Raw genomic sequence first — 23,702 nt, forward strand, 5'->3', positions numbered from 1 at the left:
ACTGGCCGTAGGGCCGCTGGTGTGGTCGCGCGGTTCTGTAATGCTTGACCGATGCGGCGGATTGCCTTGGTCATCGCGGTGGCGTGTGCGGCCCTTCCCTGGGCCGGGACCGCGGCGTCCGCCCATGCCCCGACTCCGGCCCCCTCCGCCGCGGGCCCGGAGACGGCGTGCACGATCAACGACTCCAAGCTGACCGAACTGTCCGGGATAGTCGCGATCGACGGCGGCTATTGGGTGATCAACGACAGCAATCCTGACCAGTCCGCGAAGCGCATCTTCAAGCTCGACAACCAGTGCAAGCTCGTCTCCTCCGTGCAGTACCCGACCAACTCGCTCGACGTCGAGGATCTGGCGGTCGCCGGCGACGGCACCGTCTGGGCGGCCGACATCGGTGACAACAACGCCGAGCGGCGCACGGTCGCGTTCTGGAAGCTTTCACCGGGCAGGCAGACGCCGGTCGTGTACCGGGTCACCTATCCCGACGGCAAGCACGACGCCGAGGCGATCCTGCTCGACTCCGCCGGCAACCCGATGATCATCACGAAGGACATCGGCAAGGCGCCCGGCGTGTTCGTGCCCTCCAAGGAGCTGGAGCCGAACACCCAGGCGGGCGTGCCGCTGAAGAAGGCCGGCGAGATCAAACTGCCGTCGTCGGACACGCCCAACCCGTTCAGCATCGGCGGGCGCTCTCTCGTCACCGGCGGGGCCAACGCGCCGGACAACAAGCGCGTGGTGCTGCGCACGTACGCGGACGCGCTGGAGTACGACGTTCCGGACGGCGACGTCGTCAAGGCCATCACCACGGGTGTGCCCCGGGTCACCCCCCTGCCCAACGAGCCTCAGGGCGAGGCGATCACCTATACACGGGACGGATCGGCGTTCGTTACTGTTTCCGATGTGACGGCGAAGACCACGCCGTTGCTCAAGTACAAGCCGGCGGCTCCGGCGGCGGCGGTTGCCGACACCAAGAAGAGCGCCGCACCGGAGACAGAGGAGGCGGGCGGCCTGTCCGAGCTCACGTTGAACGACATCACGTACCTGGTCGCCGGGGTGGGGGTCCTCGGTCTGGTGCTGGTGGTCGTCGGGATCGTCGGCATCCGGCGCTCCCGGAAACAGCGCAGCGCCGCGGCTGCGGCCAACCGCGGCACCGACAACCGAGGCCCTGACGGCCGCGGCCCCGACGGCCCGGCGCGTGCGCCGGCACCGGTCGTCGGCGACGACTTCGACTTCGACGCCCCACCCGCGCCGGGCCAGGGCATGCCGAGGGCCGGGCGGCGGGAGTCGCTGCAGGACCCGCCCACGGGCGGCGTGTACCGCTCGGGCGGCGGCCAGTCCGGTGCCCCGCAGGGTGGCGGCGGGGGCGCCGTGTACGGCGGCCGCCGTGACCCCGAGCCGGGCTGGGACGACCCCAACGCCTCGTACGGCGAGCCGCGCGGCTACGGGCGCCGCTGAGCGACGCCTCTACGCGACCGGCGCTCGTGCCGATCGCGTGCATGACGGTCTGAGATGTGCCGGGACGGCCCCGCCGGCCGGCCCGGCGCGTCCGTCAGATCCGCCGTAGGACCGCCACCACCCGTCCCATGATCGTCGCCTCGTCGCCGGCGATCGGCTCGAACGCGGGGTTCTGCGGCATCAGCCAGACGTGCCCGTCCCGGCGCCGGTACGTCTTCACCGTCGCCTCGCCGTCCAGCATGGCGGCCACGATCTCCCCGTTGTTCGCCGTCGGCTGCTGGCGCACCACGACCCAGTCCCCGTCGCAGATGGCCGCGTCGAGCATCGAGTCGCCCTTGACCTGGAGCAGGAACAGCGTGCCCTCGCCGACCAGCTCGCGCGGCAGCGGGAACACGTCCTCGACGGCCTGCTCGGCCAGGATCGGCCCACCGGCGGCGATCCGGCCCAGCACCGGCACGAACGCGGGTGCGGGACGCGCCGACCGGACGGCCTCCTCGTTTTCCGCGATGAGCTCGCTCGGCGGCCGAACGTCCACCGCCCGCGGCCGGTTGGGGTCGCGGCGCAGGTAGCCCTTCTCCTCCAGCTGCTTCATCTGGTACGCCACGCTCGACGGCGACACCAGCCCGACGGCCTCGCCGATCTCGCGCACGCTCGGCGGGTAGCCGTAACGCTCGACCCAGCCCCGGATGAACTCCAGGATCCGCTGCTGCCGCGTCGTCAGGTCGGCGGCGAACAGGTCGGGGAAGGCGCTGACCACGGCCGTGACCGCGCGCACCTCGGGCTCGCCGCCCTTCTGGCGGCTGGCACGCCGGCCGCTGCGCCGGGAACGTGCGGCCGACAGCTCGGACTCCTCCGGGGGAGCGGAGGCGGCGTCGGGGGAAGCTGAAGTCGTCGTGCTCTCTCGGGCGGCCGCACCGGCGGTCGCGGAAGTCGGTGGGCGGTCGGCCGGGGCGGACGCCTCGTCCGGGGCGCTCTGCCCACCCTTTGCGTGTTTCCGGCTCTGCGCGGCGGCGCGTTGGTCGGCGGACACGTCATCCCTCCTTTGTCTGGCCGGCCGGTCGATTCGCGTCGACCGCCCGGCGTGGTGCTGCGCACGATCCGTGATCTTCTGTGGCTCGCACGGTAGCTGGCGGGTCCGACAGTTTCAAACAACTGTTCTACGCGGCGCGTCGTGTCGCTCGATTTTGTCGTACCCGTCTGGTACACCATCGTACGTCCGTGCGATAGAACGGCTGTTCGACTCGCCGACGCCCGAGGAGGTATTTGACATGGGCGGCGTGGGAAGGCCCACTGGTGGGCGATGTGCGGCAAACCTGGTCTCGGCGGAGCGGGGCGCAGCATCCCGCCGGGCGCGGTGGGCCTCTGACGAATCCGTGCAGCGGTACGTGGCGTGGCGGGCGGAGCGCCGCGCCGGGTTCCGACGCACACTGGCGCCGGGGCGCGACGGGTCGGCGGGCCCAGGGATCGCCACGGCGGGCGGCCTCGGTGTCGTTCCACCACCCGCCCAGCGCGACGTGGCCGAGCGGCGGCCGGGCACGTCGGACGCGGGCGGTCCGGGGGTGGCCGACGGGCGGGTCGCGGACGGGCGGACCGCCGGCGGGTACCCGGGCGACGACGGGCCGGCGCTCGGATCTGGGGGCGGCGGACCCCGGAATCCGGACGTTGAGTCCTCTGTGGACAAACGGGACGCACGGGACGCCTCGGATGCCGACGCGCCGTACGTCTCCCAGGACCCGTACGGCGCGCACGACTGGGCCATCGAGCCGGAGATCACCGGCTGGGACGGGTCGGCGTGCCGTCGCGACCGGATCGTCGGCTGGGAGGCGCTGCGGCCGGGGGACTGCGGCTGCGCGGCCTGCGGCGAGCGCACCGCCGGCGACCGGGGAGAGGCGGGCGCGGGTCGCCCCGGGCGGGCCGCCGCCGACGGCGCGGGGACGGGCGTGGACGCCCGCGTGCCGGTGTGGGCCTCCCGCGACGCGGCCGTCCGGCCGGGGGGTCCGGACGCGGCGCTCTCGCCCGATGCGCCGCAGGTGCGCGTCCCGGGCGACGACGCGCTCCCACGGACCCGCCGGGCGGCCGGCCGGGGCGCCCGCGACGGGGCGGTCGGATCGATGTCCGGCCGGGACGGGTTCGCCCGCGGCGGAGCGGCGTCGACGCGCGCCGGGGCCATCGGAGCGCGGTCGCGGGGCGCGGCCGGACGCCGGGCGAGCGGCACGGGACGGCGGGTCGGCACGCGGCGCCGGCCGGTCCGGCTGACCCGGCGCGGTCGCCTGGTGCTGCTGGTGCTGTTGGTGCTGATGTTCGGCGGCGCGGGTCTGGCCGTCTCCTCGACGGTTCGTGCCGACCGGCCGGCCGCGCCGCGCACCGCGGTGGTGCAGCCCGACGACGACCTGTGGGCGTTCGCGCGGCGGAACCTCCCTGGGCGTGACCCTTATGCCGCAATTGCGGAGATTCGGCGGCTCAACGACCTCGAAGGGTATGTAATTCACCCCGGTCAGCGACTGGTTCTGCCGGGGCGGGAGTGAAACGACTAACGAACCGCCCGGATTCGGCCGTTCGGCTTGCGTCGGCGTCGGTCGCGGCCTAACGTCAACCCCAACATCTAGTAGTTACAGCGGTGTAAGTATCCACAGGTAGGGTTCACCTACCCACAGCTTCTGCACACCTTTATCCACAGCGGGGTGCCCTTCGGGTTCACCGTTGCGGACGCGTGCGCATGTTCGGCGGTTGGAGGAGATCGGTCATGCGGTGCCCGTACTGCCGTCATCCGGATTCCCGGGTGGTCGACTCGCGGGAGGCCGACGACGGTCAGCTGATCCGGCGACGGCGTTCGTGCCCCGAGTGTGGGAAGCGGTTCACCACGGTCGAGGAGGCCGTCCTCGCGGTGGTGAAGCGGAGCGGGGTCACGGAGCCGTTCAGCCGTACGAAGATCATGTCCGGGGTGCGGAGGGCCTGCCAGGGCCGTCCCGTCGACGATGACGCGCTTGCGCTGCTGGCCCAGAAGGTCGAGGAGACCATCCGGGCGCGGGGGGCGGCAGAGGTGCCGAGTCACGAGGTGGGGCTGGCGATCCTGGGCCCGCTGAAGGACCTCGACAAGGTGGCGTATCTGAGGTTCGCCAGCGTGTACCGGTCGTTCGACTCGATCGAGGACTTCGAACGCGAGATCGCGACGCTGCGCGAAGAGGCGAACGTGCCGGGCTGACAAGCCGCCCGGACCGGTGTGCCAGGGCGAGGCAGGTCCGCGACCGCCCCGCCGGAAAGACGTTGAACGCGACGGCCGTCGGCAGGTGTCCGACGGCCGCTACAGAGGAGCGCGGCAGATGCCGCGTATGTGAGGGGGCCGGCCTGATGGCGGGGGATAGTACGACCAAGGCGTCGAACGGCGCGAGCAACGGCGTGGCGGCGGCGCGGTCCGGTGGACGACGCGCGAGCGCGGCGAACGGAGGTGGCGCGATCGCGGCGAGCACGAACGGCGGCGGTAGCACCCGGGGCCTGCGTGTCGAGCGGGTGTGGACCACTGAGGGCGTTCATCCCTACGACGAGGTCACCTGGGAACGCCGTGACGTCGTCATGACCAACTGGCGGGACGGCTCGATCAACTTCGAGCAGCGCGGGGTCGAGTACCCGGACTTCTGGAGCGTCAACGCCGCCAACATCGTCACGACGAAGTACTTCCGCGGCGCCGTCGGCACGCCCGAGCGCGAGTGGAGCCTCAAGCAGCTCATCGACCGCGTCGTGAAGACCTACCGGGCGGCCGGCGAGCAGCACGGCTACTTCGCGGCCCCGGCCGACGCCGAGATCTTCGAGCACGAGCTGACCTGGATGCTCCTGCACCAGGTGTTCAGCTTCAACTCGCCGGTCTGGTTCAACGTCGGCACGCAGTCGCCGCAGCAGGTCAGCGCCTGCTTCATCCTCTCGGTCGACGACTCGATGGACTCGATCCTCGACTGGTACAAGGAGGAGGGGCTGATCTTCAAGGGCGGTTCGGGCTCGGGTGTCAACCTGTCCCGGATCCGTTCCTCGAAGGAACTGCTGAGCAGCGGCGGCACCGCCTCCGGCCCGGTCAGCTTCATGCGCGGCGCCGACGCGAGCGCGGGCACCATCAAGTCCGGCGGCGCCACCCGCCGGGCCGCGAAGATGGTGATCCTCGACGTCGACCACCCGGACGTGGAGGAGTTCATCGAGACGAAGGCGCGCGAGGAGCACAAGATCCGTGCGCTTCGGGACGCCGGGTTCGACATGGACCTGGGCGGCTCCGACATCGTGAGCGTGCAGTACCAGAACGCCAACAACTCGGTGCGCACCAACGCCGAGTTCATGGCGGCGTACGAGGCCGGCGCCCGGTTCAACCTGCGCGGGCGGCAGAACGGCGAGGCGATCGCCTCCGTCGACGCCAAGGAGCTGTTCCGCAAGCTGGCCAAGGCGGCGTGGGAGTGTGCCGATCCCGGCATCCAGTACGACGACGTCATCAACGACTGGCACACCTGCCCGGAGACCGGCCGCATCACCGCGTCCAACCCGTGCAGCGAGTACATGCACCTGGACAACTCCTCGTGCAACCTCGCCAGCCTCAACCTGATGAAGTTCCTCGCCTCGGACGGCACGTTCGCGATCGACCGCTTCGTGAAGTCGGTGGAGCTGGTCATCACGGCGATGGACATCTCGATCTGCTTCGCGGACTTCCCGACGGAGAAGATCGGCGAAACCACCCGCAAGTACCGCCAGCTCGGCATCGGCTACGCCAACCTGGGCGCCCTGCTCATGGCGAGCGGCCTCGCCTACGACAGCGTCGGTGGCCGTTCGCTCGCCGCCGCGATCACGTCGCTGATGACCGGCACCGCGTACCGCCGTTCCGCCGAACTGTCGGGTGTCGTCGGACCGTACGAGGGCTACGGCCGCAACGCCCGCGCGCACACCCGGGTGATGCGCAAGCACGCCGCGGCGAGCACGGCGGTCGTCCCCACGGGCGACGTCGACACCGAGATCCTCGCGGCGGCCACCACCCAGTGGCAGAAGTGCCTGGAGATCGGCGAGGGCGTCGGCTGGCGCAACTCGCAGGCGAGCGTGCTGGCCCCGACCGGCACGATCGGCCTGATGATGGACTGCGACACCACCGGTGTCGAGCCGGACCTGGCGCTGGTCAAGTTCAAGAAGCTGGTCGGCGGCGGTTCGATGCAGATCGTCAACCAGACCGTGCCGCGCGCCCTGCGCACCCTGGGCTACCAGGAGGAGCAGGTCGAGGCGATCGTCGAGTTCATCGCCGAGCACGGGCACGTCGTCGACGCGCCGGGCCTCAAGACCGAGCACTACCCGGTCTTCGACTGCGCCATGGGCGAGCGGTCCATCGCGCCGATGGGGCACGTGCGGATGATGGCGGCGATCCAGCCGTTCATCTCGGGTGCGATCTCCAAGACGGTCAACATGCCGGAGTCGGCCACGGTCGAGGACGTCGAGCGCATCTACTACGAGGGCTGGAAGCTCGGCCTGAAGGCGCTCGCGATCTACCGCGACAACTGCAAGGTCGGCCAGCCGCTGTCGGCCGCCAAGTCGAAGAAGGAAGAGGCGAAGGCGGAGACCAAGCCGGAGCCGGAGAAGGTCATCGAGTACCGCCCGGTGCGCAAGCGGCTGCCGAAGAAGCGGCCCAGCGAGACGGTGTCGTTCTCGGTCGGCGGTGCGGAGGGCTACCTGACCGCGTCGTCGTACCCGGACGACGGGCTCGGCGAGGTCTTCCTGAAGATGTCGAAGCAGGGGTCGACGCTCGCCGGTGTGATGGACGCCTTCTCGGTCGCCATCTCGATAGGGCTCCAGTACGGCGTGCCGCTGGAGACGTACGTCTCGAAGTTCACCAACATGCGGTTCGAGCCGGCGGGGATGACCGACGACCCGGACATTCGCATGGCGGCGTCGGTGATGGACTACATCTTCCGTCGCCTGGCGCTGGACTTCCTGCCCTACGACGACCGCGCCGAGCTGGGCATCTTCACGGCCAAGGAGCGGGCCGCGCAGATCAAGGCCGAGGCCGAGGCGGAGGCCGGGGTCGACCTGACGGAGCTGGCGTCGTCGGCTCCCAAGGAGGCGTCCGCGCCCGCCAGGGCCGCCGAGTCGGTGCCGGCTCCGCGCGCCGCCGGTTCCTCGACGGAACTGCTCGAAGCGGTGCAGGGCAAGGCCGCCGACGCGCCGCTCTGCTTCACCTGCGGCACGAAGATGCGCCCCGCGGGGAGCTGCTACGTGTGTGAGGGCTGCGGCAGCACCAGCGGCTGCAGTTGATCGATCCGCTGACCGGGGCGTCGGGAGCTGCGGCTTCCGGCGTCCCGGCGCACGTGACGGCGACCCGCGAGTCGTACGACCGGGTCGCCGTCGACTACGCGGCCCTCCTCGAGGACGAACTGGCCGGCAAGCCGCTCGACCGCGCGCTGCTCACGACCTTCGCCGAGCAGGTCGGTGACGGCCGGGTCGCCGACGTCGGCTGCGGGCCGGGCAGAATCACACGCTTCCTGCGCGACCTGGGCGCGGACGTCGAGGGCATCGACCTCTCCCCGGGCATGGTGGCGGAGGCCCGAAGGCGCCACCCGGACCTGCCCTTCCGCGTGGGCTCGGCGGAGGCGCTCGACATCGGGGACGGCGCGCTCGGCGGAGTGCTCGCCTGGTACTCGATCATCCATACGCCGACCGAAGGGCTGCCGGCGGTCCTCGCCGAGTTCCGGCGGGTGCTACGGCCGGGTGGGCAACTGCTGATGGCGTTCCAGGCCGGCGATGAGCCGCGGGACCTCGACCGCGCCTACGGTCACCCCGTGGCACTGCGGGTCCACCGGAGAGGGCCCCAGCTCGTCGAGAGGATGCTCGACGATGCCGGCCTGACCGTGCACACGCGGGTGCTCCGCGAACCCGCCGGGACGATGGAGTCCTCGGCACAGGCGTATCTCATGGCGGTGCGGTAGCCGCCGCCCGGGTTCAGCCCGCCGGAGGGCGCACCAGCAGGGGTGTCTCGACCGGCAGCACGGCGTGCACCCGCAGCGCGGACCCGATCGCGAGCACCTGGATCGTCACGGAGCCGACGCGCACGCGATCGGTGAACTCGATCTGCAGGGCGTCGGTGTAGCCCTGCTGGTTTTCCAGGACCCATCGCCACTGGACATGCTTGCCGAGTGCCGCCGCCCACGGGAGGAGCCCGCCGGCATCCACGACGGTTGCCCCGGCGGGTGCGGTGCCCTCGACCTTCTGCAGCGTCACGGTGTCGTCGTCGCTGTCGACGCCGACCAGCCACGCACCGTGGGCGAAGCGCAGCCGGATGCCGGCGACGTCGCGCGGGAAGGCGGGGTCGACGTGGTATCCGACGTACTGCAACGGTCCGGCGTCCACGGTCAGGTCGGTGATGTCGTCGTAGAGAGTCATCGCTCTTTCCGTCTCAGTGGCCGCCGCGGCCGTACTTCTGGGCCTTCGAGGATGCCTGCTTGACCATCTTCATGGCCGTCTCGGCCTTCTCGTCGCCGGCGGCCGCGCGGTTGGCGAGTTCGCCGACGGTCATGTTCTGGTACTCCTTGTCGATCATATTGACCTGCGCCTGACCGCCGCCGCGCGCCTTGACCGCCTCGGTGGCCGGCATGTCCTTCATGTCGGCCGGCAGATTGCCGAACTTGCGCTGACCGCCTGCGGAGAGCTTCACCGGGCCGGCGGGTGTCTCCGGGGTGTTGTCGGTGTCGGTGTCGTCGTCGTTGCCGCGCCGCCGCCGTCCGCGCCGGGTGAGATTTTCGGCGGTCTCCTCGACCTCCTCGGAAACCTCCCGCGCCAGGCGTGAGTTGCGCGGTCCGCGCTGTCCGCCGCGTGGCCGTCCCCGCCCCACCCGGTCACCCGATGATTTCCAGGAGAACCATGTTGAGCAGCGTGTCCACGGCGGTACGGGCGATTTGTTGGAAGACCGGGATCTCCAGGAGCGAGGCGCCGAAGGTGGCCACCGCCGTGATGATCGCCTGGGTCACCTGGATCAACAGGACGATGAGGTGCACGATGAAGCTGATCTTGAGGAAGAGGATGATCGCGGCGTAGACGATCAGCCCGACACCGATGATCGTGACCGCGGCCTGCCCGCCGCGCACCGCCTTGGTGCCGCCGCCCTCCTCCCAGTGCTTGCGGAACGCCTCGACGGCCGGCCCGCTGTTTTCCGTCCACACGGCCTGCGCACCCTGGTCGGCGCGTTGCGCGGAGGTGCCGAGGGTGCCGGCCAGTTCGAGCCACCCCTGCCCGAGCCGGAACAGGTGCTCCTCGTCGGCGGTGGGCCAGTCCAGCCCGATCCAGCTCAGCGGCTCCGTCAGTTGCGGCGGCAGTTGAAGCCCCATGCGCGCTACACCGCCAGGCCACGGCCGGCGTCGGTGATGGTCTCCGCCGCGACCTGGTCGGTGCGCAGGTAGGTGCCCGCCATCTCCTGGAGGTCGGTGCCGTCCTCGCCCAGCGCATCGGCGATCTCGTCGAACAGGTCGAAGATCACCGCTGCGCACCCGTTGCCGGTCTCCGCCATGATCGCGCCGATCTGGTCGCCGCCGCACGCGGCGGTGTACTCGCTGAGTTGAGCCCGCGCGGCGTTCACGACGCTGCGCAGGGCATCCGCGGCGGCCAGCACCTCACCGCCGGAACGGTGCACCGAGTCAGGGTCGACGCTGAACGGCTTCGTCATCTCAGCGCTTCTCGGGTCGTGCCGCCGTCCGGGCAGTCTCGATCGCGGACAGGAACGCTGACATCCGTTCCGTCGAACGCTCTTGAATGTCCCGCAGCTCGGCGGAGAGTGCGGCGGTGTCCGGCGCGCCCGGAAGCGCGGACCCGATCTTGGAACGGAGGTCGTCCAACGCACCGTTGACCGCGCGCAGGATCTCCTCGGCGAGGGCCTCGGGCGCGAGTCGTAGCGCGCCCGGACTGATCACGAGCGAGTCGACGACGCCATGGGGCTTGGCGGTGGCCGTGATCCGCCCGTCGAGTGCCTCGCCCGCGCCGCGCAGCTCGCTGTCGACCGTCCCGTTGGTGGCCTGGCCGAGGGCCGCGATCGCGTCGGCCAACAACCGGCCGACGTCTGGTGTCCCACCAGTCACCGTGAGTGTCCCCCCAAGCCCGGACGGCCGCTTCGCGGCAATGGTAGTCAGTCCGGGGTCACGAACACGATTCCGCTCTTCTCGCGCTTCGCGGCGTACATCGCGCGGTCGGCGGAGTCGAGCATCCGCTCCGCGGGCGCCGCGTCCGAGGCCGGGTGCTCGGAGACGCACACGCCGATGCTCGGCAGCACCGTGACGACCGCCCCGTCGACCTCGATCGGCTCGGAGAGCGCGGAGGTGATCCGGCCGGCGGCGCGGGTGATGTGCTCGGTGCCGCCCGCCTCCTCCAGGATCACCAGGAACTCGTCGCCGCCGAGCCGGCCCACGGTGTCGCTGTGGCGCACGGCTGAGAGCAGGCGTTCGGCGGTGGTGGTGAGCACCTCGTCGCCGGCGGCGTGCCCGTAGGTGTCGTTGATCGGCTTGAACCCGTCGAGGTCGATGAAGAGGACGGCGATCGGCTGGTCGGTGCGCACGGCGCGGGCCAGCGCCTCGTACAGGCGGGTGTTGAGCAGGCGGCGGTTCGGCAGCCCGGTGAGGGCGTCGTGCATCGCCTGGTACTCCTCGCGGCGCTGCGCCGTCACGTCGCGGCCCACCGCCACGAGGCCGGTCGGGCGGGCCCCGTCGTAGATCTGGGTCAGCGAGGAGAGCACGACCAGGGGCTCGCCGTCGGCCCGGCGCTCGCGGAACTCGCCGTTCCACTGGCCGATCTCCGCCAGTTCGGCGAAGACGTCGTCGGGGCTCATCTGCCCGCCCTCGGTGTTGTAGAACTCCGTGGCGAGCAGCGTGAACAGGTGGCAGCCGATGGCGTCGTCGCGCGAGTACTTGTAGATCTTCTCGGCGCCGGTGTTCCAGCTGACGATGAGGTGCGAGGAGTCGCAGGCCACCAGGGCGTCGGAGATGCTGTCCGTGACCTGCACCTGCTGCCGCAGGTCCTCGACGGTGACCATCGCGTCGTTGCGCACGCGGGCGCTCTGCACGGCGATGCCGAGCATGTCCGCCAGGGATGTGACGAAGTTCACGTCGTCGTCGGTGAAGGAGGGGCGGTCGGCCTCCCGGGTGACCGCGATGGTGCCGACGGCGCGCCCCCGGGCCAGCAGCGGCGCCACGACCGCCTGGCGCAGCCCGTGCCGGGAGAGCCAGGTCGCGGCGGCCCGCGCCTGCGGGCTGTCGTCGCCGGATTCGTCGGTGTTGACCAGCACGGTCGCGCTGACGGCCAGCCCCGAGACGAACTCGTCGACCTCGGCCTCGATCGGGTCCGGGTGGCTGGTGGCGGTGGTGGGCGGTTCGGCGCCGGTCAGCGGGGTGACCCGGATCGAGCAGCGGTCCCCCAGGACGGAGCCGACGCCGTTGACGCCGACGCACAGCACCTGTTCCTCGCTCGCCGCCACGTCGAGTGCTTCGTCCGCAACCTCGATGACCGCGCGGAGCACGGCACCGACGGTGACGGAGTTGGCCTGGGCGACGATCACGTGTGGCAGATCGGCAGCGGCGGGTCCGGCTTTAGTGCTGTCCCGGCGACCTCTGTCACCCGGTTGTCGTACGCCGGTGCGCGGCACGGGATACCGCGAACGAGTCTCCAGGCACGTCATCGGTCCGGGCCGAAACGAGTTGAGGCAACCCGGGAGAATGGCCGGGTGACGCAGCGGGCCAAGGGTGCACTGTTCGGGTTGGCGTACGGGGACGCGCTGGGGGCGCCGACGGAGTTCCTGTCCATGACGATGATCGCCGAGCGGTACGGTCCCCGGGGCCCGCGCGAGTTGGAGACCGGCCGCGTCACCGACGACACCCAGATGACGATCTCGGTGGCGGCCGCGCTGGCCGGCGGCCCGCTCGAGCCGGTGGGGTTCGCCGAGCGGCTGCGCACCGAGTTCCTCGCGTGGGCGATCAGCCCGGACAACGATCGCGCCCCCGGCAACACCTGCCTGCGCGCCTGCGCCAACCTCGGCGACCCGGGTGTCACCTGGCAGGAGGCGACAATCGTCGGTTCGAAGGGCTGCGGCGCCAACATGCGCGTCGCCCCGGTCGGCCTCGTCCCCGACCTGACCGACGACGACCGGGCCGGCGCCGCCCAGCTCCAGGCGGCCCTCACGCACGGGCACCCGACCGGGCTTGCGGCGAGCGAGCTGACGGCGTTCGCGGTGTGGTGGCTGCGCTGCGGGGCGGTCGCGCCGAAGGAGCTGCCGGCCGCGCTGCGCGAGCGGGCCCGCTCCCAGCGGCGCGTGTACCGCGCGGACTGGCTCGGCGGGCTGTGGAAGCAGTCGCACCACCCGTCACCCGAGCACTTCGTCGCGACGGGGTGGGACGAGTGCCTCGACGCGCTGGACCGGCTCGACACCGCCCTCGCCGCGGGCGACCGGGACGCCGACCCGTGCCTGGTCACCGGCTCCGCGTGGGTGGCCGAGGAGGCGCTGGTGACGTCGCTGCTGTGTTTCCTGCTCTTCCCGGAGGACCCGGTCGCCGCGATCTCGCGCGGTGCGACGTCGTCCGGCGATTCGGACTCCATCGCCTGTCTCGCCGGGGCCTACGCCGGTGCCTCACTCGGGTTCCCCGCCTGGCCTTCCCATTGGGAGAACGTCATCGAGTACGCCGACGACCTGCACCGCTACTCGTCGGTCTGGGACTGAGCGGCGGGCGGCCCGAAGCGCCGCAGCGCCACGACGGTGGCGATCGCCGCCCCGCCCACGTCCGCCACGGTCATCAGCAGGCGCGACACCAGCGCCAGCCCCAACGCCTGCCCGGGCGGAACGCCGACCCCCGACAGCGTCGCGCCGATCACGACCTCGCGCACCCCGAGCCCGCTGGGCAGGATGAACGCCACCGTGCCGGCGATGATCGCCAGCGCCATGGCGGCGGAGGCGATCACGAGGCCGCGCAGCCCGGTGCCGGCGACGGTGCCCGCGAGCACCCACAGGTGCAGCCCCGAGAAGACGTAGCCCAGCGTCCCCCACCCGAACGTGATCGCCAGCCCGCGCGCGGAGAACGGGCGTTCGAGGGGCTCCCGCCGCGTGAGTGTGAGGGCGAGGCCGACCAGGCGGGACAGCACCCACGGGTTGGTGTACGCGATGACGACCGGCACCAGCGCCAGCGAGATCCACATGACGTACCGGCCGGTCCGGGCGTCGGGGCCGGTCATCGTGGCCATCGCCCGCAGCCCCAGCGAGCCCACCAGAACGCCCGACGAGATGCCGATCGCGGTCAGCACCAGCGACGCGAGGAACCCCCGGCTGCGCGGCACCCCGAAGCGGCGCGCCAGCTGCATCTGCAGGACATACGCCCAGACCGAGCCGGGCACGTACTTGCCGAGCGAACCCACGAGGTTGATCTGGGCGGCGGCGCGCACCGACAGGGGATGCCCGAGATCGGCGAGGATGCTGCGCCAGCCCATCATGACGGCGCCGATCGAGAGCACCGCGAAGAACGTGGACGCGATCATGACGCCCCACGAGAGGCTCGCGAACGTACCGCGCACGGCGGGCCACTGGTCCACCGTGGTCGCCACGATGAAGTAGGCGACGACCGCGATCGTGAGGTACCGGGCGGCGGTGATGAGGCGCGCGCGCCACGGAGAGGGTCGGGCGGCTTCGGTCATCGCGGTCTCCGCTTCGGCCACGATCGACTTCTCCGCTCGCCGGCAATCAAGACGTGCGAAAAAGTAACACGGGCGTGGTTACTATCCGGCGACGGCGGGGTGCGCGAAGCGGGCACCGGGTCGTACCCTCTGCGCGTGATGTCGCGGATCCGACGCCAAGGCGCCGTTGTCCTGATTGCCGCCGTCTGCGTGGCTCCCGCCGGATGTTCGGACGGGGCGGCCGGATCCAGCGAGCCGAAGGCGCAGTCGATGGGTGTGCCGGCGCGCCCGGAGGAACGTGCCCCGGCGGCCGCGGCCGGGGGAGCGTGCCAGCTGCTCGACCTGTATGCCGTCGAGACGCTCCTCGGGATCAGGTTCGACGTCGCGGCGGCCGGTCAGAGCGAGGGCGCGCTCACGTGCGTTCTCCAGCAGCGGGAAGAGGGGTATCCGGACCTGACGCTCGCGATCACGCCGACCGGCGCGACCCCGGAGTCCTTCAAGGCGAGCGCGACGCCGCCGGGGGCGACGGAGCTGCCCGGGATCGGTAAGGCGGCGTACCGGCTCGTGCGCCCGGCGGCCGGCACCGACCCGGCGGGCCCGGGCGCCGGCGCCGAACTCGGCTGGCTGACGAAGACCAATCAGATCATGGTCGTGCGGTGCCGACTGCCGCAGCCGGCACCGCAGACCGAGGCCGACACCATGGGCGAACGCCTGGTCGACCTCGCGAGGTTCCTGGATCCCGCCTAGGAGTTCGTGGCTCCCGCCTGGACGGTGGCCGCGCCGACCGTCACGAACACCCGCGACGCCACCTCGCGCGGCAACCGCACCTGCTCGTCGCCCCGGTCGATGCGCACCGCGTCGCGCTCCTGCCGCACCGACACCCGCGCGCCCGGGTCCACGCCGGCGATGTGCAACTGGCGCAGCACGTCGGCGTTGGTCTGCACGCTTTCACAGATGCGGCTCACCACGACGGCGCCGTCGAGCCCGGGGAACGCGAGGTTGCGTTCGCCGTCCATCGGCTCGCTGTGCGGCAGCCCGTCGAACTCGGACAGGCCCGGGATCGGGTTGCCGTACGGCGAACGGGTGGGGCGGCCGAGCAGGTCGTAGACCCGCTTCTCGACGCTCTCGCTCATCACGTGCTCCCACCGGCAGGCCTCCTGGTGGGCCTCCTCGTAGGGCAGGCCGATCACGTTGACCAGCAGCAGCTCGGCGAGGCGGTGCTTGCGCATGACCGCGACGGCGTAGGTCCGGCCGGCGTCCGTGAGGTTGAGCTGCCGGTCGCCCTCGACGATCAGCAGCCCGTCGCGCTCCATGCGGGCGACGGTCTGGCTGACGGTGGGGCCGCTCTGGTGCAGGCGTTCGGCGATGCGGGCACGCCGCGGCACCACCCCTTCTTCCTCGAGCTCGAGGATGGTGCGCAGGTACATCTCAGTGGTGTCGACGAGGTCATTCACTGGTACCACCTCCCGCAGGTCTGTTCCCGCGAGTGGTGTCGACGAGATCGTTCACAGCCGCGGTCCTCCCGGTGCCCGATGGTACCCGTCGGATGAGACAAACTGACGTGGTGAACCCGCTCATCGAGGTCGCGGAACTGGCCGTCGCACTGGCGTCGGCGCGGCCGCCCACTCTAATCGACGTTCGGTGGACCCTGAAAGGCGACGGCGCGCAGGCCTACGCCGCGGGGCATCTGCCCGGGGCCGCGTTCGTCGACCTCGACACCGCGCTCGCCGGACCACCCGGCGCCGGCGGCCGGCACCCGCTGCCCGAGCCGGCCGTGCTCCAGGAGGCGCTGCGCGCCGCGGGGGTCGACGCCGGCCGGCCGGTCGTGGTCTACGACGCCGGCGGGACGCCGCCGACCGGGGCCGCCGCCCGGGCCTGGTGGGTGCTGCGCTGGGCCGGACACCCCGACGTGCGGATCCTCGACGGCGGGTACGCCGCCTGGACGGCCGACGGCCGGCCGGTCACGGACGACAGGGTGGAACCGGCACCGGGCGGTTTCACCGTCGCGCCCGACCACGAGCCGGTGATCGACGCCGGGGCGGCCGCCGCGTTCGCGGTCGACGGGCGGCTGCTCGACGCCCGCGTGCCGGCCCGGTACCGCGGCGAACAGGAGCCGGTCGACCCGGTCGCCGGGCACATCCCCGGCGCGCTCAACCAGCCGGCCGCGTACACCGTCGACGACAACGGCCGCCTGCTGGACGCCGGCACGCTGCGCGAACGCTTCGAGGCGCTGGGCCTGGAGCCGGACGAGGGGCCGGTGGGCGCCTACTGCGGTTCGGGTGTCACGGCGGCGCAGACCGTGCTTGCGTTGACGGTTGCCGGGTACACGCCCGTGCTGTACGTCGGATCGTGGAGCGACTGGATCACTGACGAGAACCGCCCGATCGACAAGGCCTGACATGGGTAAAGACGAAACGCTGGTCCTCTGGGACGAGGCGCTGCTCGGCTACAACCTCGGCGACCATCCGCTGGACCCGGTCCGGCTGGAACTGACCGTCGACCTCGCCACCCGCCTCGGCGTTCTGGACCGCCCGGGTGTCGTGCGGGAGAAGCCCGTCGCCGCCACCGACGCCGACCTGACGGCCGTGCACACCGCCGAGTACATCGCGGCGGTCAAGGCGGCGCCCGGACACCCCCGCTTCCGCGGCTTCGGCTTCGGGCCGCCGGACAATCCCGTGTTCCCGCGCATGCACGAGGCCAGTTCGCTGGTGGCGGGCGCCACGATGCGGGCCACCCGGGCGGTGTGGCGGGGCGAGGTGGCCCGCGCGGTCAACATCGCCGGCGGGCTGCACCACGCGATGCCGAGCCGGGCGTCGGGGTTCTGCGTCTACAACGACCCCGGGGTGGCCATCGCGAAGCTCCTCGCCGACGGGGCCGAACGGGTCGCCTACGTCGACGTGGACGTGCACCACGGCGACGGCGTGCAGGAGATGTTCTACGACGACCCGCGGGTCCTCACGATCAGCCTGCACGAGACGCCGATGGCGCTCTTTCCGGGCACCGGGTTCCCGCGCGAGACCGGTGGGCCGGGCGCCGAGGGCAGCGCGGTGAACGTCGCCCTGCCCAGCGGCACCGGCGACGCGGGCTGGCTGCGGGCGTTCCACGCGGTGGTGCCGGCGTTGTTGCGGGCGTTCCGGCCGCAGTTGCTGTTCACGCAGTGCGGGGCCGACGCGCACCGGCTGGACCCGTTGGCGCGGCTCGAACTGACCGTCGACGCCCAGCGCGCCACGTACATCGCGCTGCGCGGGCTCGCCGACGAGATCTGCGGCGGCAAGTGGGTCGCGACCGGCGGCGGGGGCTACGCGCTGGCCGAGGCCGTCCCGCGGGCGTGGACGCACCTGCTCGCGGTCGCCACGGGGGAGCCGGTCGACCCGGCCACGCCCACCCCGCCGGAGTGGCGCGAACTGGCCCACCGCAGGGTCCCCGACGCGATCGTGCCGGAGACGATGGGCGACGGTTCGGAGGCCTCCTACGCGCCGTGGCAGCCTGACGGCGAGCCGAACCCCCTGGACCGCACCATCACCGCCACCCGCAACGCGGTGTTCCCGTTACACGGCCTCGACCCGTTCGACCCCCGGGACTGAACCCGTGTCCGGGGCCGATGTCGTGCTCTCCGACGGTGCGACCGTCCACATCAGACAGATCACGCCGGAGGACGCCGACGCGGTCGTCGCGATGCACAGCCGCTTCTCCGAACGCACCCGCTACCTGCGCTACTTCTCGCCGTACCCGCGCATCCCGGCCCGGGACCTGCGGCGCTTCGTCAACGTGGACCATCACGACCGCGAGGCACTGGTGGCGGAGGTCGGCGGCGAACTGATCGCGGTCGCGCGCTACGAACGGCTCGGTGCCGGCGCCGACGAGGCCGAGGTGGCGTTCGTGGTGGAGGACGCGCACCAGGGGCGTGGGCTCGGCTCGGTCCTGCTCGAGCACCTGGCGGCGGCCGCCGCGCCCGTGGGCATCCACCGGTTCGTGGCGGAGGTGCTGCCGGCCAACGCGCGCATGATCCGGGTCTTCGTCGACACCGGCTACGAGGTGGCCCGGCAGTACGCCGACGGCGTGGTGCACCTGACGTTCCCGATCGCGCCGACCGACCGTTCCGTGGAGGTGCAGCGGCGGCGGGAGCAGCGGGCCGAGGCGCGTTCGGTGGCGAAGCTGCTGACGCCGCGCGCGGTGGCCGTTTACGGGGCGCGGCACGACGGCACGGGACTGGGCGCCCAGGTGCTGCGGCACCTGCGCGACGGCGGGTTCACCGGGCGGGTGGTGCCGGTGCACCGCAGCGCGGGCGAGGTGTGCGGGCTGGCGGCCGTTGCGGTGCTGCGGGCGGAGGCGGAGGTCGACCTGGCCGTGATCGTGGTGCCGGCGCCCAACGTGGGCGCCGTGGTCGCGGAGTGCGCCGCCGCGGGGGTGACCTCGGTGCTCGTCGTGTCGAGCGGTTTCGACGACGCCGGGCGCCGCGCCCTGGTCCGGCTGATCCGGTCGAACGGCCTGCGGTTGATCGGCCCCGCCGCACTGGGCGTGGCCAACACGGCCATCGGGTTGAACGCCACCCTGGCACCGGCCCTGCCGCATCCCGGCCGGGTGGGCTTCTTCAGCCAGTCGGCCGCGCTCGGCACGGCGCTGCTGGCGACGGCCCGACGGCGGGGGATCGGCCTGTCGACGTTCGTGTCGGCGGGGGAGCGCCTCGACGTGAGCGGCAACGACCTCATGCAGTACTGGCACGACGACCCGGCGACCGATGCGGTGCTGCTGTACCTGGAGACGTTCGGCAACCCGCGCAAGTTCGCCCGCATCGCCCGCGAACTGGCGAGCCGCAAGCCGGTCGTCGCGGTGGCCTCGGCGGCGCGCAGTCACGGGACGCGGCTGGACATCGGCGCGGAGACGGCGCTGTTCGCCTCGTCGGGCGTGATCCGCACGGAGACGGTGGCGGCGATGTTCGACGTCGGCGCACTGGTCGGCACGCAGCCCCTCCCCGGCGGGAACAGGCTGGGCGTGGTCTGCGACGCGGAGGTCTTCGCCGCGCTGGCGGCCGCCGCGGCGCCGCGCGCGGGGCTGTCGGTCACCACGGTCCGCCGGCTGTCGTACGACGTGACGCCGGCCGTGCTCGCCGACGCGGTGCGCGCGGCGCTGGCCGACCCGGCGGTCGACGCGGTGCTGGTGGCGTACGCGCCGGCGGCCTCGACCGATCCGGCGGCCCCGATCTGGGAGGACCCCGAACACCCGCCGCCCTATCTGGTCGAGGGGCAGCGCGCGGTCGCCGAGGCGGCCCGGGACTGCGAGAAGCCCGTGCTCGGCGTCTACCCGGCGGGCGAACCGGTCGGCCAGGTGCCGGTGTACCCCTCCGTCGAGGAGGCGGTCCGCGCGCTCGGCCGGGTCGCCACCTACGCCGCCTGGCGCCGCGAACCGGTCGGCGAGCACCCCGACCTCGCCGACGTGGACCCGCCCGGGGCGGCCCTGGTGGTCGGCTCGTCGGCGGCGGGCTGGACCGGCACCGCACCGGGGAACGACGACCGCGCCGCCCGCCTGCTCGATCGCTACGGCATCCCCGTGGTGCCGGGCCGGCGCCTCTCCGGCGACCCGCAGGACGTGGCCGACGCGGCGGCCGACCTGGGCTTCCCGGTGGCGCTCAAGGTGGCGGCCGCACCGTGGCGGCACCGCGTGGACCTGGGCGCGGTGCGGCTGGACCTGGCCACCCACGCCGAGGTCGCCCGCGCCCACGCCGACCTCCAGGAACGCTTCGGCCTCTCGGTCGAGGTGACCGTGCAACGGATGGCGACGCCCGGGGTGGCGTGCACGATCCGCGCGATCGACGATCCGGCGTTCGGTCCGGTGGTCGGCTTCGGCCTGGGCGGCGTCGCCACCGACCTGCTCTCGGACATGGCCTGGCGCCCGGCCCCGCTCACCGACCGGGACGCCGTCCGGCTGCTCCGCGCCCCGAAGGCGGCCCCGATCCTGCACGGCTACCGCGGCACCCCACCGGTGGACACCCGGGCACTCGCGGATCTGCTGCTGCGCATCGGCCGGATGGCGGCCGACCAGCCACGGCTCACGCTGGTGGACCTCAACCCGGTGCTGGCCCACGAACGCGGCCTGAGCGTCCTCGGCGCCGAGATCCAGGTGGGCCCGCCCGCGACCCGGCCCGACACCGGCCCGCGCCAGGTTCACTGAAGGGAAGTCAGGTCAAAATTTCTTGACATGATGTCTGCTGCAGTTGACACTCCCATGTACAGAATTCTTTACATGGAGAGTGGTCGCCGTGTCCCTGGAGGAGAAGCGCTCCTGGATCTACCTGGTCGTGGGGATCGTCGGCCCCGCGATCTACGCCGCCGTCGTCCTCGGCCGCGCCGGTGACGGCGCACTGACCGACGTCGCCTACGTCGGGCCCATGATCGTCACCATCCTCGGCGCGATCGTCGCCAACATGGTGATCGTCATCGCGACCGTCGTCGTGTCGCACCGCGAGCCGCAGCTCAGCGACGAGCGGGACGTGGCCTACGACCGACTCGGCTACACCGTCGGCTTCATCGTCATGAGCGTCTGCACCGTCGTGCCGCTCGGGCTCGCGATGGCCGAGTTCGACCCGTTCTGGATCGCCAACGCGATCTACCTCAGCTTCTGCGTCGCTGCGGTGGCCTCGGCCGGCGCGAAGATCGTCTTTTACCGCCGGGGTCTCTGACACATGGTCAAGCCCACGAAGATCACCAACTCGATCCGCGCACTCCGCTTCGCCAACGGCGAGATGACCCAGGCCGACCTGGCCGCGCACGTCGGAGTGACCCGCCAGACCGTCATCGCCATCGAGCAGGGCAAGTACTCGCCGTCGCTCGAGGTGGCGTTCCAGATCGCCCGGGTCTTCAAGGTCCGGGTGGACGAGGTGTTCCAGTACCCGGAGGAGTCGTCATGAAGGCAATCGTCCGCGACCATTACTGCAGCCCCGACGCGCTGACCTACGGCGACGTCGACCTTCCCCCGGTCGGTCCGACGGACGTGCTCGTGCGCGTCCACGCGGCCGGCGTCGACCAGGGCGTCTGGCACCTCATCACGGGGCTGCCGCTGCTCGTGCGGGCCGTCGGGTTCGGGCTGCGCCGGCCCAAGGTGCACGGCATCGGCGAGGACGTCGCCGGCGTGGTCGAGGCGATCGGCGCCGAGGTCACCCGGTTCGCCGTCGGCGACGAGGTGTACGGGGCGGCCGATTGCAGCTACGCCGAGTTCGCCCGCACCCGGGAGCACCGCATCCTGCCCAAGCCGGCCGCGCTCTCCATGGCCCAGGCCGCCACGGTGCAGATCTCCGGCGTCACCGCCCTCAAGGCGCTGCAGGGCCTGAAGGCCGGCGACCGGGTCGCCGTCACCGGCGCCGGCGGCGGAGTGGGCAGCTTCGCCGTGCAGATCGCCAAGGCGCGCGGCGCACACGTGACCGCGGTCTGCCGCCCGGCGAAGCACGAGTTCGCGCGCGGCCTGGGCGCCGACGAGGCGTACGCGGACCTGCCGCCGGGCGCCGTCTTCGACCGCGTCGTCGTCACCGCCGGCGGACGCACGGTCGCCCGACTGCGCGCCGCGCTGACCCCGACCGGCACGCTCGTGCTCGTCGGTGGCGAGGGCTTCGGCGGCCGGCTCCTGCAGGGCGTCACCCGCCAGCTCCGGATGCTGCTGCTCAACCCGTTGACGAAGCAGACCCTGATCCCGCTGTTCATGAGCGAGGACGAGAACGCCCTGCGCGAGCTGCACGGGCTGATCGAGGAGGGCCGGGTGACACCCGCCCTCGACCGGACGTATCCGCTGCCGGACACCAGCGCCGCGATCGCCTACCTGCGCACCGCCGAGGTTCGGGGCAAGCTCGCGATCACCGTCTGAGTCACACGCCTCAGAGCAACTCCACGATGCGCAGGTCGGCCAGGTGCCGCCTGCGCTCGTCGGCCGACAGGCGGGGCGCGATCCCGGCCATGGCCATCCCCACCCAGTAGGGCTCGCCCATCGCCGTCGCCGCCTCGACGGCCCGCGGCAGCAGTTCGGCCGGCAGGTGTCGGGCCAGTGTGAACAGGCCCGGCGCGCGCCAGCACGGCCGCCGCGTCGCACCGACCTTCGCCACCGCCATGGCCAAAAGGTCCGTGGGCATCAGGGGAGCCAGTCGCAGCAGTTCGAAGACGACGAAGTTCTCCCGGTTGACGGCCACCACCGCGGCCAGGGCGGTGCGCAGTGCCGCGTCACGACGTTCCCCCGAAAGATGCGGGACCAGCGACCGCCAGGACTCGACCCGCGACATGGCGCCCCAGACGGCGTGGTCGGCAACGGAGTCCGCGGCCTCCCACGCCCGGTCCAGCGCCGCGGCGCGACTCTCCTCGGGCAGGTGCGGGATCAGGGCGACCAGCGCCTCGAGCCGCTGGTGCGGAACCTCCAGCGCCAGCGCCCCGGCCAGCACCTCCGCGCGCCGCTCGGCGGAGAGCAGCGGCGCGAGCAGTGCCCGCGACACGACCCCCGCCCTCGACCAGGCGGCCTCCAGGAGGGCCGGCGTCCGGAACGCCGCGGGGTCCGGCCGGATCGCGGCGCGCACCTCGTCGGGGCTCATGTCCGCGACGGCCTCGACGGCGTACCGCTCGGCCTCGGGATGCGGCAACAGCGCGAGCAGGGCGTGGAACCGCCCGCGCTCGTCGGGGACGTCGGCGGCGGCCGCGACGGCCAGGTCGGAGGCCTCGGCACGCAGCGCGTCCGGCAGGTGCGGCACCACCGCCGTCAGCGCCCGGGCCTGCCACTCGACGCCGGCGAGTGCGCGCGCCGCCCCGAACACCCGCTCCGGCCGGTGCGCGGCGAGCGCGCTCAACGCCTTCGCCCGCGCCTGCTCGGTCGCGATCCCGGCGGCGAGGTCAAGGGCCTCGTCGGGGTCGACGTGACCCGCCACGGCGGAGATCGCGCACGCCCGGTCCATCGCGCCGTCCCACGGGTCGTCGAGCCGGCGCACGTGTGCGAGCACCCGCTCCGGCGGCCGGATCCCGGTGGTGATCAGTAGGGGAAGCAGATCGACGGGCACCACATCGGTCGGATCCCAGATCTCGCCGAGCGTCACCGCGTGCGAAAACACGCACGGATTGTGCACGAGAAAGGGACGGAGCGCGAAGCTCCGTCCCTTTCTCCAAGGAAATGATCAGGAGGCGTACGCCTCGAGACGCTTGGCGCGCGACGGGTGCCGCAGCTTCAGCAGCGTCACCTTCTCGATCTGGCGGATCCGCTCCCGCGACAGCCCGAACTCGCGACCCACCTCGTCCAGCGTGCGCTGACGCCCGTCGTCGAGGCCGAACCGCAGCCGGATCACGGCCTGCTCCCGCTGCGACAGCGTCGCCAGCACGATCTCCACCTCGGAACGCAGCAGCCCGTTGGTGACGCTGTCGGCCGGCTCCTCGCGCGGGTCCACCCGGGCGACGAAGTCGCCGAGCGCGCTCTCGCCGTCCTCACCGACGGCCTGGTCGAGGCTGACCGGCTCGCGGTCGTAGGAGATGAGCTCGAGCACCTGGTAGTCCTGCATGCCGAGCGCGGCCGCGATCTCCTTGATCGACGGGTCGCGACCCAGGGTGGTGGCGAGGTCGCGCCGGGCCCGCACCATGCGGTTGACCTGC

General features: G+C 72.2%; 24 protein-coding genes. 13 read left to right on the forward strand and 11 right to left on the reverse strand.

Going from position 1 to position 23,702, the window contains the following annotated elements; genetic code table 11:
• The first annotated feature begins 51 nt into the window (after positions 1–51).
• On the forward strand, positions 52–1,452 hold the full coding sequence (locus Val02_RS14120; RefSeq protein ID WP_203899475.1) for an esterase-like activity of phytase family protein: 1,401 nt from the start codon (positions 52–54) through the stop codon (positions 1,450–1,452).
• A 94-nt stretch (positions 1,453–1,546) separates the two neighbouring features.
• Here the strand turns inward: Val02_RS14120 and lexA are convergent, their stop codons facing one another.
• Positions 1,547–2,293, reverse strand: coding sequence for a transcriptional repressor LexA (gene lexA / locus Val02_RS14125; RefSeq protein ID WP_203899520.1), 747 nt, complete (start codon positions 2,291–2,293; stop codon positions 1,547–1,549).
• A gap of 532 nt (positions 2,294–2,825) precedes the next feature.
• Here lexA and Val02_RS47330 point away from each other — a divergent pair.
• The 4 genes from Val02_RS47330 to Val02_RS14145 all read left to right on the forward strand — a co-directional run bounded on the left by Val02_RS47330 (position 2,826) and on the right by Val02_RS14145 (position 8,390).
• Positions 2,826–3,977 (forward strand): LysM peptidoglycan-binding domain-containing protein, encoded by a 1,152-nt coding sequence (locus tag Val02_RS47330; RefSeq protein ID WP_239152864.1) that lies wholly within the window; start codon positions 2,826–2,828, stop codon positions 3,975–3,977.
• Between the two features lie 218 nt (positions 3,978–4,195).
• Positions 4,196–4,654, forward strand: a complete 459-nt coding sequence (nrdR, locus tag Val02_RS14135; RefSeq protein ID WP_203899476.1) for a transcriptional regulator NrdR — start codon at positions 4,196–4,198, stop codon at positions 4,652–4,654.
• 146 nt (positions 4,655–4,800) lie between these two features.
• Positions 4,801–7,719 carry a vitamin B12-dependent ribonucleotide reductase gene (locus Val02_RS14140; RefSeq protein ID WP_203899477.1) on the forward strand — a complete coding sequence of 973 codons (2,919 nt, stop codon included), beginning with the start codon at positions 4,801–4,803 and terminating at the stop codon, positions 7,717–7,719.
• Positions 7,716–8,390, forward strand: a complete 675-nt coding sequence (locus tag Val02_RS14145; RefSeq protein WP_239152866.1) for a class I SAM-dependent methyltransferase — start codon at positions 7,716–7,718, stop codon at positions 8,388–8,390. The genes Val02_RS14140 and Val02_RS14145 overlap by 4 nt, the downstream gene beginning before the upstream one ends.
• A 13-nt stretch (positions 8,391–8,403) precedes the next feature.
• Here the strand turns inward: Val02_RS14145 and Val02_RS14150 are convergent, their stop codons facing one another.
• Genes Val02_RS14150 through Val02_RS14175 form a run of 6 tightly spaced genes read right to left on the reverse strand, consistent with a single transcriptional unit; the run spans position 8,404 to position 11,998 of the window.
• Entirely contained in the window at positions 8,404–8,844 is a 441-nt protein-coding gene (locus Val02_RS14150) for a DUF6334 family protein (protein ID WP_203899478.1), read from the reverse strand.
• Positions 8,845–8,857: 13 nt separating this feature from the next.
• Positions 8,858–9,292: a hypothetical protein gene (locus Val02_RS14155; protein ID WP_203899479.1), complete on the reverse strand. Its 435-nt coding sequence runs from the start codon at positions 9,290–9,292 to the stop codon at positions 8,858–8,860.
• 4 nt (positions 9,293–9,296) lie between these two features.
• Complete coding sequence (locus Val02_RS14160; protein WP_203899480.1) at positions 9,297–9,785, reverse strand: WXG100-like domain-containing protein; 489 nt, start codon at positions 9,783–9,785, stop codon at positions 9,297–9,299.
• A gap of 5 nt (positions 9,786–9,790) precedes the next feature.
• Complete coding sequence (locus Val02_RS14165; RefSeq protein WP_203899481.1) at positions 9,791–10,120, reverse strand: type VII secretion target; 330 nt, start codon at positions 10,118–10,120, stop codon at positions 9,791–9,793.
• 1 nt (position 10,121) lies between these two features.
• Positions 10,122–10,529, reverse strand: coding sequence for a YbaB/EbfC family nucleoid-associated protein (locus tag Val02_RS14170; RefSeq protein ID WP_203899482.1), 408 nt, complete (start codon positions 10,527–10,529; stop codon positions 10,122–10,124).
• Between the two features lie 47 nt (positions 10,530–10,576).
• Positions 10,577–11,998 (reverse strand): diguanylate cyclase domain-containing protein, encoded by a 1,422-nt coding sequence (locus Val02_RS14175; protein ID WP_203899483.1) that lies wholly within the window; start codon positions 11,996–11,998, stop codon positions 10,577–10,579.
• Positions 11,999–12,163: 165 nt separating this feature from the next.
• On the opposite strand from Val02_RS14175, the gene Val02_RS14180 reads away from it, so the two are divergent.
• Complete coding sequence (locus tag Val02_RS14180) at positions 12,164–13,153, forward strand: ADP-ribosylglycohydrolase family protein (protein ID WP_203899484.1); 990 nt, start codon at positions 12,164–12,166, stop codon at positions 13,151–13,153.
• Here Val02_RS14180 and Val02_RS14185 read toward each other — a convergent pair.
• The gene (locus tag Val02_RS14185; protein ID WP_203899485.1) at positions 13,132–14,139 is read right to left on the reverse strand and encodes a lysylphosphatidylglycerol synthase transmembrane domain-containing protein; all 1,008 of its coding nucleotides are present in this window, start codon (positions 14,137–14,139) and stop codon (positions 13,132–13,134) included. The two genes, Val02_RS14180 and Val02_RS14185, sit on opposite strands and share 22 nt — an antisense overlap.
• A gap of 114 nt (positions 14,140–14,253) precedes the next feature.
• Between Val02_RS14185 and Val02_RS14190 the strand changes: the two genes are divergently transcribed.
• Positions 14,254–14,844, forward strand: coding sequence for a hypothetical protein (locus Val02_RS14190; RefSeq protein WP_203899486.1), 591 nt, complete (start codon positions 14,254–14,256; stop codon positions 14,842–14,844).
• Here Val02_RS14190 and Val02_RS14195 read toward each other — a convergent pair.
• Positions 14,841–15,551 (reverse strand): iron-dependent transcriptional repressor DtxR, encoded by a 711-nt coding sequence (locus Val02_RS14195; RefSeq protein WP_203899487.1) that lies wholly within the window; start codon positions 15,549–15,551, stop codon positions 14,841–14,843. The two genes, Val02_RS14190 and Val02_RS14195, sit on opposite strands and share 4 nt — an antisense overlap.
• 92 nt (positions 15,552–15,643) lie before the next feature.
• Between Val02_RS14195 and Val02_RS14200 the strand changes: the two genes are divergently transcribed.
• From Val02_RS14200 to Val02_RS14225, 6 genes are all read left to right on the forward strand, one after another.
• The gene (locus Val02_RS14200) at positions 15,644–16,495 is read left to right on the forward strand and encodes a sulfurtransferase (protein ID WP_203899488.1); all 852 of its coding nucleotides are present in this window, start codon (positions 15,644–15,646) and stop codon (positions 16,493–16,495) included.
• Position 16,496: 1 nt separating this feature from the next.
• Positions 16,497–17,681 (forward strand): acetoin utilization protein AcuC, encoded by a 1,185-nt coding sequence (locus Val02_RS14205; protein WP_203899489.1) that lies wholly within the window; start codon positions 16,497–16,499, stop codon positions 17,679–17,681.
• 4 nt (positions 17,682–17,685) lie between these two features.
• On the forward strand, positions 17,686–20,265 hold the full coding sequence (locus Val02_RS14210) for a bifunctional acetate--CoA ligase family protein/GNAT family N-acetyltransferase (RefSeq protein WP_239152868.1): 2,580 nt from the start codon (positions 17,686–17,688) through the stop codon (positions 20,263–20,265).
• Positions 20,266–20,353: 88 nt separating this feature from the next.
• Entirely contained in the window at positions 20,354–20,773 is a 420-nt protein-coding gene (locus Val02_RS14215) for a hypothetical protein (protein WP_203899490.1), read from the forward strand.
• A 3-nt stretch (positions 20,774–20,776) separates the two neighbouring features.
• The gene (locus Val02_RS14220; protein ID WP_203899491.1) at positions 20,777–21,001 is read left to right on the forward strand and encodes a helix-turn-helix transcriptional regulator; all 225 of its coding nucleotides are present in this window, start codon (positions 20,777–20,779) and stop codon (positions 20,999–21,001) included.
• Entirely contained in the window at positions 20,998–21,948 is a 951-nt protein-coding gene (locus Val02_RS14225) for an NAD(P)-dependent alcohol dehydrogenase (RefSeq protein ID WP_203899492.1), read from the forward strand. Before Val02_RS14220 ends, Val02_RS14225 begins: the two co-directional genes overlap by 4 nt.
• Before the next feature lie 10 nt (positions 21,949–21,958).
• On the opposite strand, the gene Val02_RS14230 is transcribed toward Val02_RS14225, so the two are convergent.
• Positions 21,959–23,170: a hypothetical protein gene (locus Val02_RS14230; RefSeq protein ID WP_203899493.1), complete on the reverse strand. Its 1,212-nt coding sequence runs from the start codon at positions 23,168–23,170 to the stop codon at positions 21,959–21,961.
• Between the two features lie 63 nt (positions 23,171–23,233).
• A partial coding sequence (locus tag Val02_RS14235) for a sigma-70 domain-containing protein (RefSeq protein ID WP_275415571.1) occupies positions 23,234–23,702 on the reverse strand: 469 nt, incomplete at its 5' end.

The sequence above is a fragment of the Virgisporangium aliadipatigenens genome (genome assembly GCF_016863615.1).
Classification (GTDB): Bacteria; Actinomycetota; Actinomycetes; order Mycobacteriales; family Micromonosporaceae; genus Virgisporangium; species Virgisporangium aliadipatigenens.